This window comes from Caulobacter soli, assembly GCF_011045195.1.
GTDB lineage: Bacteria > Pseudomonadota > Alphaproteobacteria > Caulobacterales > Caulobacteraceae > Caulobacter > Caulobacter soli.
Window position 1 is genome coordinate 1394663 of record NZ_CP049199.1, and the last position, 17394, is coordinate 1412056.

A 17394-nucleotide genomic window follows, 5' to 3' on the forward strand; every position below is an offset into this window, starting at 1 on the left:
GGTCTCCGTGAGCCGTCTCCCGTCGCGTCGAACGCGCCGGGAATCAGCTGAAGCATTAGGCTTCCCACGCCGCGCGTTCTGACTGACTGTGACAGGACGCCCCTGCGACAGCACGTCCCTGTTCCCCTTGGCCTTCCGGAGCCGCATGACCGACGCCATCGTTCTGGACCAGGTGCGCAAGGCCTATGACGGCCAGGTGGTTCTCCAGCCCACCAGTCTCTCCATCGCTCAGGGCCAGTTCGTGGCCCTGGTCGGCGGATCGGGGGCGGGCAAGACCACCCTGCTCAAGACCATCAACGGCCTGGTCGCGCCCGACGGAGGTCGGGTGCTGATCGACGGGGCGTCGACCGCCGACCTGGACGGCCCGACCCTGCGCCGGCGGATCGGCTACGTGTTCCAGGAGGTGGGCCTGTTTCCGCACCTGACCGTGGCCGAGAACATCGGCATCGGCCCGACTCTACTGGGTTGGGAGCCGGCCATGATCGCCGCGCGGACCGCCGAACTGCTCGACTTGGTGGCCTTGCCGCCGGCGGTGGCGACGCGTCGTCCCGCCGCCCTGTCCGGCGGCCAGCGCCAGCGGGTGGGCGTGGCGCGGGCCCTGGCGGCCAAGCCATCGATCCTGCTGATGGACGAGCCGTTCGGAGCGCTGGACTCGGTGACCCGCGTGGCCCTGGCCGACGACGTGCGCCGCCTTCACGACCAACTGCGCCTGACCACCGTGATGGTCACCCACGACATCGCCGAGGCCGTGCTGCTGGCCGACCGCATCGTGGTGATGAGCCAGGGAAGGGTGATCGCCGACGACACGCCCCGATCGCTGCTGGCCGGCCATCCCGACCCGGCCGTCGAGGCCCTGATGCAGGCCCCGCGTCGCCAGGCCGTTCGCATGCGGGAGATCGCCGGTGAATAACGGCCTGTTGTCCCTATTGCCCGAGCGCCTGGCCTGGCACGTCACCCTGTCGGCGGCGGCCCTGGTGCTCGGCCTGCTGATCGCCTTGCCGCTGGGCGTGCTGGCCGCCCGCAGTCCGCGCCTGCGCTGGCCGGCCCTGGCCCTGGCCGGGCTGGTGCAGACCATCCCCAGCCTGGCCCTGCTGGCCCTGTTCTATCCGCTGCTGCTGTTGCTCTCGAACCTGGCCAAGGGGGCGTTCGGTCACGGCTTCTCGGCCCTGGGCTTCCTGCCGTCGCTGCTGGCCCTGACCCTCTATTCGATGCTGCCGATCCTGCGGAACACCGTGGCCGGCCTGACGGGCGTCGACCCGGCGGTGGTCGAGGCGGCGCGGGGCGTGGGCATGACCGACCGCCAGCGGCTGTGGCGGGTGGAGCTGCCCCTGGCGGCGCCGGTGATCATGGCCGGGGTGCGCACGGCGGCGGTGTGGACCATCGGGGCGGCGACCCTGTCGACCCCCGTCGGCCAGACCTCGCTGGGCGACTACATCTTCTCGGGCCTGCAGACCGAGAACTGGGCGATGGTCCTGACCGGCTGCGTCGCCTCGGCCTTGCTGGCGCTGGTGGTCGATCAACTGCTGGGCCTGATCGAGCGCGGGACCGAGCGGCGGGACCGGCGACTGTGGGGCGCGGGCCTGGCCGGGCTGGCCGTGGGCCTGGCGGTCGCCGTCGCGCCGCTGGCGGCGGACCTGGCGCCGCATCCGATCCGTTACGTGATCGGGGCCAAGAACTTCTCCGAACAGTACATCCTGGCCGAGGTGATGGCCGACCGGCTGGAGGGGCGGGGGGCGCAGGTCACCCGCAAGATCAACCTGGGCTCGGCGGTCGCCTACCGCGCCTTGGCGGCCGGCGAGATCGACGCCTATGTCGACTATTCCGGCACCCTGTGGGCCAACGTCCTGGGCCGCAAGGACAACCCCGGTCGCGCCGCCGTTCTCGACGGTCTGCGCGCCGAGCTGAAGCGCCGCGACGGCGTGGTGCTGCTGTCGCCCCTGGGCTTCGAGAACGCCTACGCCCTGGCCATGCGCCGCGACCGCGCCCAGGCCCTGGGGATCCGCACCCTGGCCGATCTCGCCGCCAAGGCTCCGCAGCTGACCATGGGCGGCGACCTGGAGTTCTTCTCGCGCCCCGAATGGGCCAGCGTCGAGACGACCTACGGCCTGCGCTTCAAGGCCAAGCGTCAGTTCCAGCCGACGTTCATGTACCGCGCCCTGGGCTCGGGCGAGGCCGACGTGATCTCGGCCTTCTCCAGCGACGGCCGCATCGCCGCCGACGACCTGGTGGTGCTGGGCGACCCCAAGGGCGCGCTGCCGCCCTATGACGCGGTGCTGCTGATCGCGCCGGGTCGGGCGGACGACCGCAAGCTGCGCGACGCGCTGGCCGGGCTGGACGGGGCGATCACGGTGGAGGCCATGCAGAAGGCCAACTTCGCGGTCGACCGCGATACGGGCAAGGTTTCGCCGAGCGAGGCGGCGAGGGCGTTGGAGACAGGGCTGAAACGCTAGCCTTTTTATCCGCTCATCCCGGCGAATGCCGGGACCCAGATCCCAAAACGGTGTGATTGGTCGGAAAAGCTCAGCACTGTTGGCGTCAGGCCCACCGCCATTCCATCTGGGTCCCGGCATTCGCCGGGATGAGCGGATTTTGGAGCCCCTAGTCCTCGTCCAGCGAAACCGGGATCGTCAGCCCGCGCTTGACCACGCCCAGCGCCACATTGGTGGTGAACTTGCGCACGTTGGGGTTCTCGATGGTCAGGCGAGCCATCAGGGCGTCGTAGGTCTCGGTGTCGGGCGCGGTGACCACCAGGATGAAGTCGGCCTCGCCGGTGACGTAGAAGGCCTGCTGCACGTGCTCCTGGCCGGCCAGCCAGGCGCGCAGATGGTTCAGCAGTTCGGGCCGGTCGCGTTCGACCTCCAGCGAGACGATGAAGAAGGTCGGCCGCCCCACCTTGCGGGGTTCGAGGATGGCGGTCTGGCGGACGATGACCCCGGCCTCCCGCAGCTTGCGCAGACGGCGCTGGACGGCCGAGGGCGACAGGGCCACCCGCTGGGCCAGATCCTCGGAGGTGCGGCCCGCGTCCTCCTGGACGAGGTTCAGCAACTGGCGATCGAAGCGGTCGAGTTTCATGGGTCAAGCCTACGCCAAATCCACACGCGGAAACGCCGAATTTCCGCGTTTCGCGGGCCGTCTTCGCCGCCAAACGCCGGGCTGGCGCGGCTACACGTCACGGCGTCGTTTCCTCCCCTTTGAAAGGCCGCTCCCTTGCTCGATCACCTGGAAATCCGCACCCGCCGCCTCGACGACTGCGTGGCCTTCTATCGCCAGGTCCTGGAGCCGACCGGCTATCGCCTGGTGGTGGACGGTCCCAAGAAGGGCTTCGGCTCGAACGGCGGCCGGCTCGACTTCTGGATCGTCGAGGGCGCCCCCTCGGCCGACGTGCACTACGCCTTCGTGGCCGCCGACCGCGCCGCCGTCGACCGCGCCTATGGCCGCTCCGGCGAACACGGTGGGACGCAGGAGCGCCCCCCGGCGGTGCTGCCGCAGATCCATCCGCACTACTATGCCGGTTTCGCCCACGATCCGGATGGCCGGTTGATCGAATTCGTCAGCCACGTTCCCGTCTAACGTCGATTGGTCAGTTCTGGCTTGCGACGGTTTTGTGACGATGCTTGTTGGATCCCCATGTTCAGCTTGCCCAAAACCGTCGCGCTCGCGGCGTTGACCGCCGCCACCCTTTCGGCCCCGCTCGCTCCCGCCCTGGCCGCGCCCATCGAGACGCCCAAGCCCAAGCTGGTGGTGGTGATCTCGATCGACCAGTTCAGCGCCAGCCTGTTCGAGCAGTATCGCGCCGACTTCCACGGCGGCCTGGGCCGACTGGCGCGGCAGGGGACGGTCTATCCCAGCGGCTACCAGTCGCACGGCATGACCGAGACCTGCCCCGGCCACTCCACCCTGCTGACCGGCAAATATCCGAACAAGACCGGCATCGTCGCCAACGACTTCTACGACCTGGCGACCGGCCAGAAGACCTATTGCCTGGCCGATCCCTCGGTGACTCTGGCCAACGACCCGTCCGGCGGCGGTCGCCTGGTCAGCCCCAAGCTGCTGAAGGCGCAAACCTATGGCGACTGGCTGAAGGCCGTCTCGCCCCAGAGCCGGGTCTACGCCGTGTCGGGCAAGGATCGCGGGGCGATCAACATGGCCGGGCACAAGGCCGACGGCGTGTTCTGGCTGGAGACGCGGTTCGGCATGACCACCTGGGTCGAGCCCGGCCAGGACGCCAAGGCCAGGCTGGCGCCGGTGGCGGCGTTCAACGCCAGGGTGGTGGCCGACCAGAAGAAGAAGCCCTTCACCTGGACCTATGCCGACAAGCGCTGCGCGGCGCTGGAGGGCGACTACGTCACCGGCGGCCGGGCCTGGCGGGCGGCCCTGCCTCGGCCTGTTCCCACCGATGCGGCGGGCGTCACCAACGATCTGTCGATCAGCCCCTACACCGACCGCGTGACCCTGGACGCCGCCCAGGCCCTGCGCGAGGAATTCAAGCTGGGCGACGGCGGGGCGACCGACGTGCTGACCATCAGCCTGTCGGCCACCGACTTCATCGGCCACCGCTACGGCACCAAGGGGCCGGAGATGTGCGACCACCTGCTGCGGCTGGACGACCGGCTGGGCGTGTTCCTCGACAGCCTGGACAAGGTCAAGGGCCAGGTGCTGGTCGTGCTGGCCGCCGACCATGGCGGCTCCGACTTCCCCGAGCGCCTGGCCCAGCAGGGCTACGACGCCGGCCGCGTGCCGCCGGCCCAGTGGCTGAAGGACCTGAACGCCGCCGTCCGCGCGCAACTGGCCTTGGCCTATGACCCGCTGGTCCAGGCCGGCGGCGTCGAGTCGCTCTATGTCGTCGGGGCCGACGGCAAGACGCCGAGCGTCGGCGACCATGCCCGGATCACCGCCGCGGCCTTGGCGATCCTGGCCAAGCGGCCCGAGGTGTTCGCGGCCTATGACGCCAACAGCCTGGTCACCGCCGCCCCGCCGCCCAAGGGAACGCCGCCCGACGAGATCAGCGTCGCCGAACGCATGCGCCGCAGCGCCTATCCCGGCCGGGTCGGCGACATCCTTGTGGCCTTCCAGCCCTACCAGACCCCGGCCTCGCCGGGTCCCAGCTACGTGGCCAGCCATGGCAGCCCCTGGAACTACGATCGCCGGGTGCCGATCCTGTTCTGGTGGAAGGGCGGTCCGGCGCGTGAGCGGGTGCTGCCGATCGAGACGGTCGACATCGCCCCGACCCTCGCGGCGGTGACCGGCGTGCCGGTCCCGGCCGACGTCGACGGGCGGTGCCTGCCGCTCGGGGCCGGACCGGTCTGCTGAACGCTAGAGCCTGACGCGCGATGGCCAGATCGGTCGATTCTCGGCCTGGCCGTGAGCGCCCGTGCGCGGTCGGTGGAGCGCGCGCCTGGGACGGTCGGGCAAATCCCTGAGAGCGCCGAGCCGGCTCCAGCGCCATAAAGGCGCCCCAATCGTGATCATCGCGCTGCACAAAAATCATGGCGGGCGCCGTGCAAAGGGGCGCCGGAGGCCTTCAAGGGCTCCGTTACGATCTGGTGACGGTCGCGGCGCTTGCAGAAATTTCAGGTCTGACGAACTGTTTCAATCGCGGCCATGGCCGTGAGTTGCGTCTGTATTCGCGTTGTACAACAAGAACACGCTTACCCGGGAAACGCCGAAGAGGAGAAAACAATCGCGCTTAGATAGCGCACGAGGGGGTATTATGAATAATCGTTCGCGGAACATCCTGTTCGCAGGGGTTTCTACCGCCAGCATCGCTTTTGCGTTTGCCGCCAATGCTTATGCGGCCGAGGCGCCGGAGCCTTCGCCGGACGTCGCCGAACTCGAAGCCGTCATCGTCACCGGCACGCGCACCACCGGCATGAAAGCCGTCGACAGCCCCGCGCCGATCACCGTGCTGGGCGCTGACATTCTCAAGAAAACCGGCCAGCCGGACATGATCCAGGCCCTGGCCCAGAACGTGCCGTCGTTCAACGCCCAGGCCTTCGGCGGCGACACCGCGGCCCTGACCCTGTCGGCCAAGCTGCGCGGCATCAGCCCCAACCACACCCTGGTCCTGCTGAACGGCAAGCGCCGTCACGGCACGGCCAACCTGGCCGTTCTGGGCGGAGCCTATCAGGGCGGCGCGGCCGCCGACCTCAACTTCATCCCGCTGGCCTCGGTCGACCACATCGAAGTGCTGCTGGAAGGCGCCGCCGCCCAGTACGGCACCGACGCCATCGCCGGCGTCATCAACATCATCCAGAAGAAGGCCACGTCCGGCGGTGAAGTGATCATCAACGGCGGCGGCTATATCGACGGCGGCGGCACCACCGGCGACTTCACCGCCAACATCGGCATCGCCCCGACCGAAAAGTCGTACCTGAACCTGACCGGCGAGACCAAGTACCACGGCTACAGCTTCCGCGGCGACTACGACCCGCGCGTGGTGGATTCGGTCTACAACGCCGGCGCCACCAACAGCCCGGCCAAGAGCTATCCGCAGGTCAAGGGCGCGCCGAACTGGCCCTATGTGAACCGCATCGCGGGCGACGCCCAGTACCGCCAGACGGTGCTGGCCTACAACGCCGGCTACGAGGTCACGCCCGACATCGAGATCTACAGCTTCGGCACCATCGGCCGGAAGTGGAGCGCCGCGCACGAGAACTATCGCCTGCCCAACGTCGTCAAGGGCAAGGGCGCGACCGACATCCCGTTCCCCCTGGGCTTCGATCCCAAGGAGTCGATCACCGAGACCGACTACGCCGTCACCGGCGGGATCAGCGGTGTGACCAACGCCTGGAACTGGGACCTGAGCTCGACCTACGGAAAGGACGACGACTCGGTCAACGTCCTGGATACGGCCAACGCCTCGCTCTACGCCGATAGCTCCACGCTGACGACCAAGGGCTATTCGCCCGTCGACATCCACGCGGGCGGCTTCGTCAACACCCAGTGGAGCAACACCCTCGACGTCAGCCACGACTTCGACGTCGGCCTGGCCGGTCCGCTGACCTTCGCGGCGGGCGGCGAGTACCGCAAGGAGACGTACGAGATCACGGCGGGCGAGCTGGCCACCTACTACGGCGGCGGTTCGCAATCGTACTTCGGCTTCGCCCCGGTCAACGCCGGCAAGCACAAGCGCAACAACAAGGCGGTCTACGCCGACCTGGCCGTGAGCCCCATCGAGCCGTTGAAGCTGGACGCGGCCGTCCGCTACGAGGACTTCAGCGACTTTGGCGACACCACCGTCGCCAAGCTGACCGCGCGCTACGACTTCTCGCCGGCCATCGCCCTGCGCGGCACGGTCAGCACCGGCTTCCGGGCCCCGACCCTGGCGGAGTCGTATTATTCGGGCATCAACGTCTCGCCCAGCTCGATCAGCGGCCAGCTGCCGCCGAACTCGCCGGGCGCGAGCCTGCTGGGCATCAACGGCCTCAAGCCCGAGAAGTCCGACAACTTCAGCATCGGCCTGGTCACCCACCTGGCCCCGAAGCTGACGATGACGCTCGACGCCTACGAGATCAAAATCAAGAACCGCATCGTCAGCTCGGGCACGCTGTACGGCGAGAACGTGGTGACGGTCGGCGGTACGAAGGTGACCAACGGCATCGTCTCGCCGGCGGTGATCGCGGCCCTGGCGGCGAACGGCGTCAATGTGGATCCCTCGATCCGCACCAACGCCACCTACAGCGTCGGCGCCAACATGTTCGTCAACGGTCTCGACACCAAGACCACGGGCGTCGATTTCGTCGGCACCTACTACAGCGACTTCGGCGACTGGGGTCGGGTCGATTGGTCGTTGAGCGCCAGCTACAACAAGACCGAGGTGACCAAGATCGCCGCCAACCCGCCGGGCCTGGACCCGACGCTGACGCTGTTCGACGCCATCGCGATCGCCAACCTGGAAGACACCTCGCCCAAGTACAAGATCATCGCGGGCGGGTACTGGACGCTGGGCAAGTTCACCCTGAACCTGAAGGAAAGCGTCTACGGCAAGTCTTCGAACCTGAGCACCGACAGCGGTTCGTCGGCGCTGATGAAGACCACCATCAAGACCGCGCTGATCACCGACCTGGACGTGGGCTATCAGGTTCTGGACAGCGTGAAGGTGTCGGTCGGGGCCAACAACCTGCTCAACCGCTACCCCAACCGGATCAACGGCCTGTTGCGCGAGCACTACCTGAAGAACAACAGCAACGGCTTCGTCACCCAGTTCCCGTCGTTCTCGCCCTTCGGCATCAACGGCGGCTACTACTACGGCAAGATCACCTACACCTTCTGATCGGCCAAACCCTTCAAGACCAAGGAAAAGCCGGGCCTCGCGCCCGGCTTTTCTGCGTTTGCGTCAACGCGTTTGGGCGGATCGGTTTTCCGTTGGTTCGATCGCGATTTTTGGGGTGAAATTTTACGTCGCACGCTCTCCGCACAAGCCTCGCCATGGGCGCCCAAGGGCGTGGCGCCGGGGGGCTTTCTCATAAGGCGTACGAGTTTTTCGCATTGTTGTTCAAAGCGCGTGGTCTGACATATCCGAGGCGATCGCCTGGTTCGCAGGCGGCCTTCGCGACAAGAAAAATCGGGGACGGTATGGGTGATCAATCGACGGCGGTGTCGGGTGGCGTACTGACGCGGCGGCGGTTTTTCGAAGGCCTGGCGGCCTTCGGCGGGGTGTCTCTGGCCATGGCTGGCATGGACGCCCTGGGCTTTGGTTTCGCGTCGGCCCAGGCCGCGCCGCCCAAGCTGGAAGGCGACGCCAAGGGGACCAAGATCGTGGTGCTGGGCGCGGGCCTTGCCGGCATGACCGCCGCGTACGAACTGACCAAGGCCGGCTACAGCGTCCAGATCATCGAGGCCCGGGCGTTCGCCGGCGGCCGCTGCCAGACGGCGCGCAAGGGCTTCCAGCACACCGACCTGAACGGCAACAGCCAGACCTGCGAGTTCGACGAGGGGCTGTACATCAACCACGGCCCGTGGCGGATTCCGTATCACCACCGCTCGACCCTGCACTACACCAAGCTATTCGGCGTGCAGCTGGAGAGCTTCGTCAACGACAACGACGCGGCCTATGTCTATTTCGAGAAGGGCGACGGGCCGCTGGCCGGCAAGCCGATCCGCAAGGGCCAGATCGCGGCCGACGCGCGCGGCTACGCCGCCGAGATGATCGCCAAGGCCGCCTCGAAGGGCCAGCTCGACGCGCCGCTGACCCAGGCCGATCGCGACCTGTTCGTGGCCTACATGATCAACGAAGGCCGCCTGTCGCCGACCGATCTGGCCTATACGGGCACCGAAGGCCGCGGCTTCGACGTGCACCCCGGCGCGGGCGTCGACCCCGGCCCGGGCAAGCCTTCGACGCCTTACAGCCTGTCGGACGTGCTGCACTCCAAGGCCTGGCGGGTGCTGAGCTCGGTGGCCGGCTATGAGCAGCAGCGCACCATGCTGCAGCCGATCGGCGGCATGGACCAGATCGCCAAGGGCTTTGAAAAGCACGTCGGCTCGATGATCCGCTACTCGTGCGTGGTCGAGAAGATCAAGCAGGGCCCCAAGGGCGTCACCGTTACCTACACCGACAAGTTCGGCGAGCAGGATACGATCACCGCCGACTACTGCGTCTGCACCATCCCGCTCAGCGTGCTCAAGAACGTCGACGCCGACTTCTCCAAGCCGTTCAAGGCGGCGATGTCGGGCGTGGCCTACGCGCCGGTCAACAAGATCGGCCTGCAGATGAAGACCCGGTTCTGGGAAGAGAACCACTACATCTACGGCGGCCACATCTACAACGACATGCCCGGCATCGGCACGATCACCCTGCCGTCCACCGGCTGGCAGAGCCAGAAGGGCGTGCTGCTGGGCTACTACGCGTTCGGCGGCGAGGCGGCCAAGATCAGCGCCAAGCCGCCGGCCGAGCGCGCGGCCTTCGCCGTGGCCGCCGGCCAGAAGGTGTTCCCCGAATACGCCGAGAACTTCGAGAACGCCTTCTCGTTCAGCTGGCACCTGGCCGAGTTCAATCTGGGCGGCTGGGCCGAGTGGGGCGAGGAGGGGCGCAAGGCCGCCTATCCGGTGCTGTGCGAGCCCGACGGCCGCATCTACCTGGCCGGCGAGCACCTGACCTATCTGGGCGGCTGGCAGGCGGGCGCGATCGAGTCGGCCTGGCAGCAGATCGGCAAGCTCCACGCGCGGGTGATCAAGGCGTGAAGTCGCGCTATGCCTGGTTCGAGCTTTCTCGGGGAGTATCCATGAGTCGTACGATCGCCTTCTTTAGCGGCTTGCTGGCCGCGTCCGCCGTCTCGGCCACGGCCTTCGCCGCCACGCCGTCGGCGCTGTTCAACGACAATTGCTCGGCCTGTCACCAGACGACGGGCAAGGGCGTGAAGGGGGCGTTCCCGGCCTTGGCCGGCGACCCCTTCGTGCAGGGCGACTCCGCCCCGGTGATGGCCACCGTCCTGGCGGGCCGGGCCGGCATGCCGTCGTTCAAGGACGACCTCAGCGATCTGGAGCTGGCCTCGGTGCTGACCTATGTCCGCACCTCGTGGGGCAACAAGGGCAAGCCCGTCAGCGCCTCCGACGTGGCCGCCGCCCGCGCCAAGCTGAAGGCCGGCAAGAAGCCCGCGAGTTTGCAGGCGCACTAGCGATAACATCCGCTAATCCCGGCGAATGTCGGGATGAGCGGTGAAGAAGAACGGTTTTGATCTTTCAACAGGAGACGACCATGAAGCGCCTGATCCTCGCCGCCGCCGCTCTCGCCAGCTCGCTGGCCTTTGGGGGCACGGCCGCCAACGCCCAGATCGTCCGGGGCGGCGCGCCGGCCTCGCCGATCGCCAGCGTGGTGACCGTGCCGGCCGGCTACGACACCATCTATGTCAGCGGCATGACTCCGCCGCCGCTCGACCCCAAGGGCGACCCGGCCCTGACCGCCACCTTCGGCGACACCAAGACCCAGACCCTGGGCGTGCTGAAGCGCATCGAGGAAGCGCTCAAGACCCAGGGCGCGACCATGGGCGACGTGGTGATGATGCGCGTGCTGCTGGTCGGCGACCCGGCCAAGGGCGGCAAGATGGACTTCGCCGGCATGATGGAAAGCTACAAGACCTTCTTCGGCACCGCCGAACAGCCCAACAAGCCCTCGCGCATCACCAGCCAGATCACCTCGCTGGTCCAACCGGGCATGCTGGTCGAGATCGAAGTCCAGGCGGCGCGCAAGCCGAAGTAAAAGCAACGTCCTCCGCCCCCTATGGGGGCGGACAGGCGGCGAAGCCGCCAGGTGGGGGCAAGTGGGTGAGCCACAGCGTTCTATGACCCACTTGCCCCCTACGGATCGCTTCGCAATCGTCTTCCCCCGCAGGGGGAAGAGGCTCTCTTCCGGCGACCTTTCGCCACGCGCGAAACTGCCCTCTGTTAATTCTCCCTAACTGGCTGTTAACCATGGCGGGCGATGGTGCGAGTCACCGTCAGTTCCCCGCGTGCGCGCGTACCTGTTAGAGGCTGTCCGATGAGCGGAGCCGAAGTCCTGGATGTCGGCCGCGACGCGATCTGGCTGACCTTGCAGCTCTCCGCGCCGATCCTGATCGTCGGCCTGGTGGTCGGCGTGGCCATCGGCCTGTTCCAGGCCCTGACCCAGATCCAGGAAGCCACCCTGGTCTACGCCCCCAAGATCGTGGCGATCTTCGTCGCGCTGCTGCTGTTCCTGCCGCTGATGGGCGCGCTGATGTCCGGTTTCATGAAGGAAATCGCCGGCAAGATCGCCGGGATGTAGGGGGCAGGGCTTGGACAGCTACGCCACCGTTCTGCAGGTCTATACCGGCGGCCTGGTCTTCGCCCGGATCGGGGCGATGGTCATGCTGATGCCCGGCATCGGCGAGACCGTGGTGCCGCAGCGCATTCGCCTGTCGTTCGCCGTGCTGATGGCCATGCTGCTGGCCCCGCTGGTGTCCAAGTCGATCGTCACGGTGCCCGGTAGCGTCGGCGCGATCGGCGGTGCGGTGCTGCACGAGGTGCTGATCGGCCTGATGATCGGCATGGTGCTGAAGCTGTTCGTCAGCTCGCTGACCACCGCGGGCGAGATCATCTCGATCCAGACCACCCTGTCCTTCGCCCAGACCGCCAACCCGGCCGGCGCGCCCAGCAGCACGGCGGTGGCCACCTTCCTATCGATGCTGGGCCTGGTGCTGATCATGGTCACCGACCTGCACCACCTGTTCATCGGCGCGATGGTCAAGTCCTACGACATCTTCCCGTTCACCCGCGCCGTGCCGGTCAACGACGCCGCCGCCCTGGCCGTGCGCACCGTGGCCGACAGTTTCAAGCTGGGCGTCCAGCTGTCGGCGCCGGTGCTGGTGTTTTCGATCGTCTTCAACCTGGCCACCGGCCTGGTCGGCCGGGTGATGCCGTCCTTCCAGATCTTCTTCGTCACCTCGCCGCTCAGCGTCATCCTGGGCCTCTCCCTGCTGGGCCTCTCGCTCGGCGGCATCGCCATGGTCTGGGCCGATCGGTACCGGGACCTGCTGGCGGTGTTCAACTAGGGGGACGCCATGGCCGACGATCAGGACGACGCGTCAAAGACAGAAGAACCAACAGCCAAGAAGCTGTCGGACGCTCGCGCCAAGGGCGACGTCCCGAAATCCGCCGACATCTCGCAGCTGGCGTCGCTCTCGGGCGCGTTCGGCGTCGTGGTCATCGCCGGCGGGTGGCTGACCCGCGACATGGTCAACACCCTGACCCCGTTCCTGGCCCACGCCGGCACCATGGACGTCGAGGGCGGCATCCGGATCATCGCCAAGACCGCCGTGATGGCGGCCCTGCCGGCGGTCGTTCTGGTGATGGTGGTCTCGGGTCTGCTGGGCGCGGCGGCCAACGTGGCCCAGACCGGCTTCATCCTGTCGGCCGACAAGATCAAGCCCGACCTGCAGAAGCTGGACTTGATCAAGGGCCTGGGGCGCCTCTTCGGCCCCGACGGCTTCGTGCAGTTCGCCAAATCGGCCCTGAAGTTCATCGTCACCGGGATCATCGCCTGGTTCGTGGTCAAGCCGGACGCGGCCCAGATCCCCAACCTGGTCGGCATGGACGTGGCGGCGATCATCCCGATGTCGCTGAAGCTGTCCGTGAAGCTGTTCTGGATGGTGCTGATCTTCCTGATCGCCACCGCCGGCTTCGACTGGTTCTGGCAGCGCCTGCGCTTCAACAAGCGCATGCGGATGAGCGTCCAGGACGTCAAGGACGAGATGAAGCAGTCCGAAGGCGACCCGCACATCAAGGGCAAGCAGAAGCAACTTCGCATGCAGCGCTCGCGCCAGCGGATGATGGCGGCCGTGCCCAAGGCGACCGTCGTCGTCATGAACCCGACCCACTACGCCGTGGCGCTGAAGTACGAGCAGGGCGAGACCGCCGCGCCGATCTGCGTGGCCAAGGGCGTCGACGACCTGGCCCTTCGGATCCGCGCCATCGCCGAGGAAAACGGCGTCTACGTGCTGGAAGACCCGCCCCTGGCCCGCGCCCTCTACGCCGCCATGGACGTGGACGAGCAGATTCCGGCCGAGCACTTCGAGGCCGTGGCCAAGGTCATCGGCTTCGTGATGAGCAACAAGCAGAGGAACAAGCGGGCCTGGGCGAGCTAGTTCGGCTTTCCCGACACCATCCCCAGCCGATACGCCGGATCCGCCGCCAACACCGGCGCCGGTTTCACCGTCGGCGGCAGCGTGGCCGCCCCCGCCAGACCCCGGCCGGTGACGGAGCTGATCGACAGCTTCGGCCCGCTGGCCACCGTCACGTCCACCTTGTCGAGCGTCACGTTGCGCATGTTGGCCAGGCTCATGCCCTTGCCCGCCGTGCCGGTGACGTTCCTCAGGGTGAACCCGTCCAGCGGCTTGTCGGGATGGATGTTCACCGCCTCGACCAGCACCGGCGCGTCGGTCACCTTGATGCGCTCGAAGGTGAAGTCGCGGACCGTCGGCACGCCCTCCAGCCCGGCGACGGGGAAGGGGTCCTGCTTGCCGCTGTCCAGGAAGTTCAGCCGCAGGAAGCCGCCCTGGGCGCCGGAGACCTCCAGGTCGCGCATGACGATGTCTTCGATGAACGCCCCGCGCCCCGGCCGGCTCTTGATGTAGATGGCGAAGGTGTAGGCGGCCAGGCACTGGCAGCGCTCGACCAGCACCTTGCGGATCCCGCCCGAGGTCTCGCTGCCGATGCCGATGCAGGCCCAGCGGTGGTCGCGGAACACGCAGTCGCTGATCCGCACGTCCTCGGTGGGGCGGCCGATGACGTTCCCTTCCATGCCCCGGCCCGACTTCAGCGAGATGCAGTCGTCGACCGTGTCGAAGTCGCAGCGCTCGATCACCACGCGGCGGCAGGAGTCCACGTCGATCCCGTCGGCCCCGCCCTTGACGGTCACGCCCCGGAACAGGACGTCGTCGCAATAGACCGGGTGGATCGACCACATGTCGTTCTGCTCGGTGTAGACGTCGGTGACCGACAGGCCCTGGACGTCGACGAACTCCAGCAGGGCCGGATGACGCAGGCCGTTGACCTTGTCGACCCGGCCGGGAATGGCCTTGGAGCCCAGGATCCTGCCCTTGCCGGCGATGGCGACATCGCGCGCGCCCTGGGCCCAGATCAGGCCGACATAGCCGGGCGTCCAGCGACCTTCCCAGCGCACCTGCACCACGGGATAGTCGGCCAGGTCCGGCGAGCCTTGCAGCGTCGCGCCCTCGTCCAGCACCAGGGCGGTGTTCGAGCCCAGGCGCAGCGCGCCGGTCAGGTAGACGCCGGCCGAGACCACCACCTGACCGCCGCCCAGCACGGCGCAACGGTCCAGGGTGGTCTGCAAGGCCACGGTGTCCTTGGTCGTCCCGTCGCCCTTGGCGCCGAAGTCGCGCGGATCCAGGCGCAGGGTTTTTGCTAGCGGCTTCGTCGCCTTTGCAGCCTTGGCGGGCGGCGAGGCCGCGGAAGCGGCTGTCGCCAGGGCCGCGGCGCCGAGGCCGGCGGCCGAAAGCAGGGCGCGTCGACTGGGCGAGGCGGCGCTGTCGTCGCGCGGGGTCTTGGTCATGGCGGCCTCCCAAGGGTTCGACGGTCGGTTTCTGACACCGGTGTCTTTATCCGGGGAGTGTTGGGCGATCAGCGCGCGCTGTAAATGCGCGCCGAGAAAAATGGGGCGCTGGGCCTGTGCCGAAGACGGGAGGAGGCGGTCGTACTCACCACATTTCCGTCATGGAATCAGGAATCGATCACGGATCGCGCTCGGAAGACGCGTAAGGAGTATCCTACTCCCCGAATCGGCGGGCTCTCTAAGTCCGCAAGGCTGAAGAAGGATTTCGGTCCCCCATGACCGAGACGCCCGCAAGAGACCCCTACGGCGCCGGAAAGCGCCGCCCCGACCTCCTGATCTGGGGCGCGGCCATTTTCCTCGTCCTGGCTGCGGTGTTCGCCGCCGCCCCGGCCCTGCGCGCCGGTCCCGCCACCTTGGCGGGCCTGCTGCTGCTGGGCGGCGTCGCCGGCGTGGCGATCCTGGGCCTGGTGGCCATCCGCGCCTCGACCGCCGTGACCGATCCCGAGCCCGAGGGCGCCGAGGCTTTCGTCGAGGCGCTGTCCGAACCCGCCGCCCTGACCGCCGCCGATGGCCGCGTATTGGCCGCCAACGCCGCCTGGATCCAGGCCGTGGGCGACGCCCGTCGCCTGCCCAAGGGCGCGGCCGGCGCCGGCCTGTTCGCCGCCCTGGTCAAGGCCCGCGACGGTCAGCGCGCCGAAGGGACGCTGCTCATCGCCGGCCAGGAGCGTCGCGCCGAGGCCGCTCGCCTGCGCGGCGGCCGCCTGCTGGTCCGCCTGCCGACGGTGGTCGAGAAGACGGTGGCGGTCGCCGCCGCCGCGCCGTCGCCGACGGTCGCCCAGTCCGCGCCGGCCCCGCGCACCCTGGACGCCTTCTCCGGCGCCTCGCCGTTCGGCGCGGCCCTGCTGGAAGGGCTGGACCCGTTCAACTCGCGCATCCTCGAGGCCAATCCGGCCCTGGCCGCCATGACCGGCGCCGTGCCGGCCGGCACGCTGTTTGGCGCTCTGATCGATCCGCCCTCGCGCTCCGAAGCCGAGGGACGCCTGGCCGAAGGCAAGGCCGGTCCGTTCGAGGTGCGCCTGGCCCGCGATCCGACCCGCATCGCCCACCTCTATCTCTACCGCGCCGACGGGCGCCTGGTGGCCTATCTGATCGACGTGTCCGAGCAGAAGCAGATGGAGCTGCAGCTCGCCCAGGCCCAGAAGATGCAGGCCATCGGCCAACTGGCCGGCGGCGTGGCCCACGACTTCAACAACCTGCTGACCGCCATCCAGCTGCGCCTGGACGAACTGCTGCACCGCCACCCGGTGGGCGACCCCTCGTACGAAGGCCTCAACGAGATCCGCCAGACGGGCGTCCGCGCCGCCGACCTGGTGCGCAAGCTGCTGGCCTTCAGCCGCAAGCAGACCGTGCAGCGCGAAGTGCTGGAGCTGGGCGAGCTGATCTCCGAGTTCGAGGTCCTTCTGCGCCGCCTGCTGCGCGAAGACGTCAAGCTGATCACCGACTACGGCCGCGACCTGCCGCAGGTGCGGGCCGACAAGAGCCAGCTGGAAACCGCCGTCATGAACCTGGCCGTCAACGCCCGCGACGCGGTGCGGGCGGCCAAGGGCGGCGGCGTGGTGCGCATCCGCACCGCCCGCCTGACCCAGGACGAGGCCCAGAGCCTGGGCTTCCCCGGCGCCGAGGGCGACCAGGCCTTCATCGAGGTCAGCGACGACGGCCCCGGCATTCCGCCCGAGGTGATGGGCAAGATCTTCGACCCGTTCTTCACCACCAAGCCGGTGGGCGAGGGCACGGGCCTGGGCCTGGCCACCGTCTACGGCATCGTCAAGCAGAGCGACGGCTGGATCCACGTCCACAGCCGTCCGGGCGAGGGCGCGGCCTTCCGCATCTTCCTGCCGGTCTTCGAGGCCACCCCCGCCCAGCAGGCCGCCGCGGCGGCCGCCCTGACGGTCGCCGAGACCGCCAAGCCGCGTCCGCCGCGCGACCTGTCCGGCGCCGGCCGCATCCTGTTCGTCGAGGACGAAGACGCCGTGCGCGGCGTCGCCGCCCGCCTGCTGCGCGCCCGAGGTTACGAGGTGCTGGAGGCCAGCGACGGCGAAGAGGCCCTGATCATCGCCGAGGAGCACGCCGGCACGATCGACCTGCTGATCAGCGACGTGATCATGCCCGGCATCGACGGTCCGACCCTGCTGAAGAAGGCGCGCGGCTATCTGGGCAACGCGCCGGTGATGTTCATCAGCGGCTATGCCGAAGCCGAGTTCAGCGACCTGCTGGAAGGCGAGACCGGCGTGACCTTCCTGCCCAAGCCGATCGACATCAAGACCCTGGCTGAGCGGGTGAAGCAGCAGCTGCAGGCGGCGTAGGCGAAGGTC

14 protein-coding genes are annotated in these 17394 nt (G+C 68.2%); 12 read left to right on the top strand and 2 right to left on the bottom strand.

Translation table 11 applies throughout. From position 1 onward, the window contains the following. Positions 1-145: 145 nt before the first annotated feature. Together G3M62_RS06865 and G3M62_RS06870 are read left to right on the top strand one after the other, a co-directional pair. A complete protein-coding gene (locus G3M62_RS06865) occupies positions 146-910 on the top strand; it encodes an ATP-binding cassette domain-containing protein (protein ID WP_165185747.1) in 765 nt (254 codons plus the stop codon). Continuing rightward, positions 903-2450 carry a glycine betaine ABC transporter substrate-binding protein gene (locus G3M62_RS06870; protein ID WP_165185749.1) on the top strand — a complete coding sequence of 516 codons (1548 nt, stop codon included), beginning with the start codon at positions 903-905 and terminating at the stop codon, positions 2448-2450. Before G3M62_RS06865 ends, G3M62_RS06870 begins: the two co-directional genes overlap by 8 nt. 148 nt (positions 2451-2598) lie before the next feature. Here G3M62_RS06870 and G3M62_RS06875 read toward each other — a convergent pair whose 3' ends face one another. Continuing rightward, positions 2599-3072: an Lrp/AsnC family transcriptional regulator gene (locus G3M62_RS06875; protein WP_165185751.1), complete on the bottom strand. Its 474-nt coding sequence runs from the start codon at positions 3070-3072 to the stop codon at positions 2599-2601. A 135-nt stretch (positions 3073-3207) separates the two neighbouring features. Between G3M62_RS06875 and G3M62_RS06880 the strand changes: the two genes are divergently transcribed. The 9 genes from G3M62_RS06880 to flhB all read left to right on the top strand — a co-directional run bounded on the left by G3M62_RS06880 (position 3208) and on the right by flhB (position 13595). After that, a complete protein-coding gene (locus tag G3M62_RS06880) occupies positions 3208-3570 on the top strand; it encodes a VOC family protein (protein ID WP_165185752.1) in 363 nt (120 codons plus the stop codon). 57 nt (positions 3571-3627) lie between these two features. Then, on the top strand, positions 3628-5310 hold the full coding sequence (phoY, locus tag G3M62_RS06885) for an alkaline phosphatase PhoY (protein ID WP_246263506.1): 1683 nt from the start codon (positions 3628-3630) through the stop codon (positions 5308-5310). Between the two features lie 400 nt (positions 5311-5710). After that, positions 5711-8272, top strand: a complete 2562-nt coding sequence (locus G3M62_RS06890; protein ID WP_165185754.1) for a TonB-dependent receptor plug domain-containing protein — start codon at positions 5711-5713, stop codon at positions 8270-8272. 302 nt (positions 8273-8574) lie between these two features. Then, a complete protein-coding gene (locus G3M62_RS06895) occupies positions 8575-10179 on the top strand; it encodes a flavin monoamine oxidase family protein (RefSeq protein WP_165185755.1) in 1605 nt (534 codons plus the stop codon). Positions 10180-10220: 41 nt separating this feature from the next. Beyond that, the gene (locus G3M62_RS06900) at positions 10221-10613 is read left to right on the top strand and encodes a c-type cytochrome (RefSeq protein WP_165185757.1); all 393 of its coding nucleotides are present in this window, start codon (positions 10221-10223) and stop codon (positions 10611-10613) included. 80 nt (positions 10614-10693) lie between these two features. Further along, positions 10694-11194, top strand: a complete 501-nt coding sequence (locus G3M62_RS06905; RefSeq protein WP_165185758.1) for a RidA family protein — start codon at positions 10694-10696, stop codon at positions 11192-11194. Between the two features lie 279 nt (positions 11195-11473). Beyond that, on the top strand, positions 11474-11737 hold the full coding sequence (fliQ, locus tag G3M62_RS06910; protein ID WP_165185760.1) for a flagellar biosynthesis protein FliQ: 264 nt from the start codon (positions 11474-11476) through the stop codon (positions 11735-11737). A 10-nt stretch (positions 11738-11747) separates the two neighbouring features. After that, positions 11748-12503, top strand: coding sequence for a flagellar biosynthetic protein FliR (gene fliR / locus G3M62_RS06915; RefSeq protein ID WP_165185761.1), 756 nt, complete (start codon positions 11748-11750; stop codon positions 12501-12503). 9 nt (positions 12504-12512) lie between these two features. Further along, complete coding sequence (gene flhB / locus G3M62_RS06920; protein WP_165185763.1) at positions 12513-13595, top strand: flagellar biosynthesis protein FlhB; 1083 nt, start codon at positions 12513-12515, stop codon at positions 13593-13595. On the opposite strand, the gene G3M62_RS06925 is transcribed toward flhB, so the two are convergent. Then, positions 13592-15022 carry a glycoside hydrolase family 28 protein gene (locus tag G3M62_RS06925; RefSeq protein ID WP_165185764.1) on the bottom strand — a complete coding sequence of 477 codons (1431 nt, stop codon included), beginning with the start codon at positions 15020-15022 and terminating at the stop codon, positions 13592-13594. The genes flhB and G3M62_RS06925 overlap by 4 nt on opposite strands. A gap of 275 nt (positions 15023-15297) precedes the next feature. Here G3M62_RS06925 and cckA point away from each other — a divergent pair, with 275 nt between their 5' ends. Beyond that, positions 15298-17385, top strand: coding sequence for a cell cycle histidine kinase CckA (gene cckA / locus G3M62_RS06930; RefSeq protein WP_165185766.1), 2088 nt, complete (start codon positions 15298-15300; stop codon positions 17383-17385). The last annotated feature ends 9 nt before the right edge of the window (positions 17386-17394 follow it).

Excerpts from the sequence above, each read along its gene's own strand:
- G3M62_RS06895 (WP_165185755.1), top strand. The coding sequence starts at position 8,575 with ATGGGTGATCAATCGACGGCGGTGTCGGGTGGCGTACTGACGCGGCGG.
- cckA (WP_165185766.1), top strand. The coding sequence starts at position 15,298 with ATGACCGAGACGCCCGCAAGAGACCCCTACGGCGCCGGAAAGCGCCGC.
- fliQ (WP_165185760.1), top strand. The coding sequence starts at position 11,474 with ATGAGCGGAGCCGAAGTCCTGGATGTCGGCCGCGACGCGATCTGGCTG.
- flhB (WP_165185763.1), top strand. The coding sequence starts at position 12,513 with ATGGCCGACGATCAGGACGACGCGTCAAAGACAGAAGAACCAACAGCC.
- G3M62_RS06875 (WP_165185751.1), bottom strand. The coding sequence starts at position 3,072 with ATGAAACTCGACCGCTTCGATCGCCAGTTGCTGAACCTCGTCCAGGAG.
- G3M62_RS06905 (WP_165185758.1), top strand. The coding sequence starts at position 10,694 with ATGAAGCGCCTGATCCTCGCCGCCGCCGCTCTCGCCAGCTCGCTGGCC.
- phoY (WP_246263506.1), top strand. The coding sequence starts at position 3,628 with ATGTTCAGCTTGCCCAAAACCGTCGCGCTCGCGGCGTTGACCGCCGCC.
- G3M62_RS06900 (WP_165185757.1), top strand. The coding sequence starts at position 10,221 with ATGAGTCGTACGATCGCCTTCTTTAGCGGCTTGCTGGCCGCGTCCGCC.
- G3M62_RS06890 (WP_165185754.1), top strand. The coding sequence starts at position 5,711 with ATGAATAATCGTTCGCGGAACATCCTGTTCGCAGGGGTTTCTACCGCC.
- G3M62_RS06865 (WP_165185747.1), top strand. The coding sequence starts at position 146 with ATGACCGACGCCATCGTTCTGGACCAGGTGCGCAAGGCCTATGACGGC.
- G3M62_RS06925 (WP_165185764.1), bottom strand. The coding sequence starts at position 15,022 with ATGACCAAGACCCCGCGCGACGACAGCGCCGCCTCGCCCAGTCGACGC.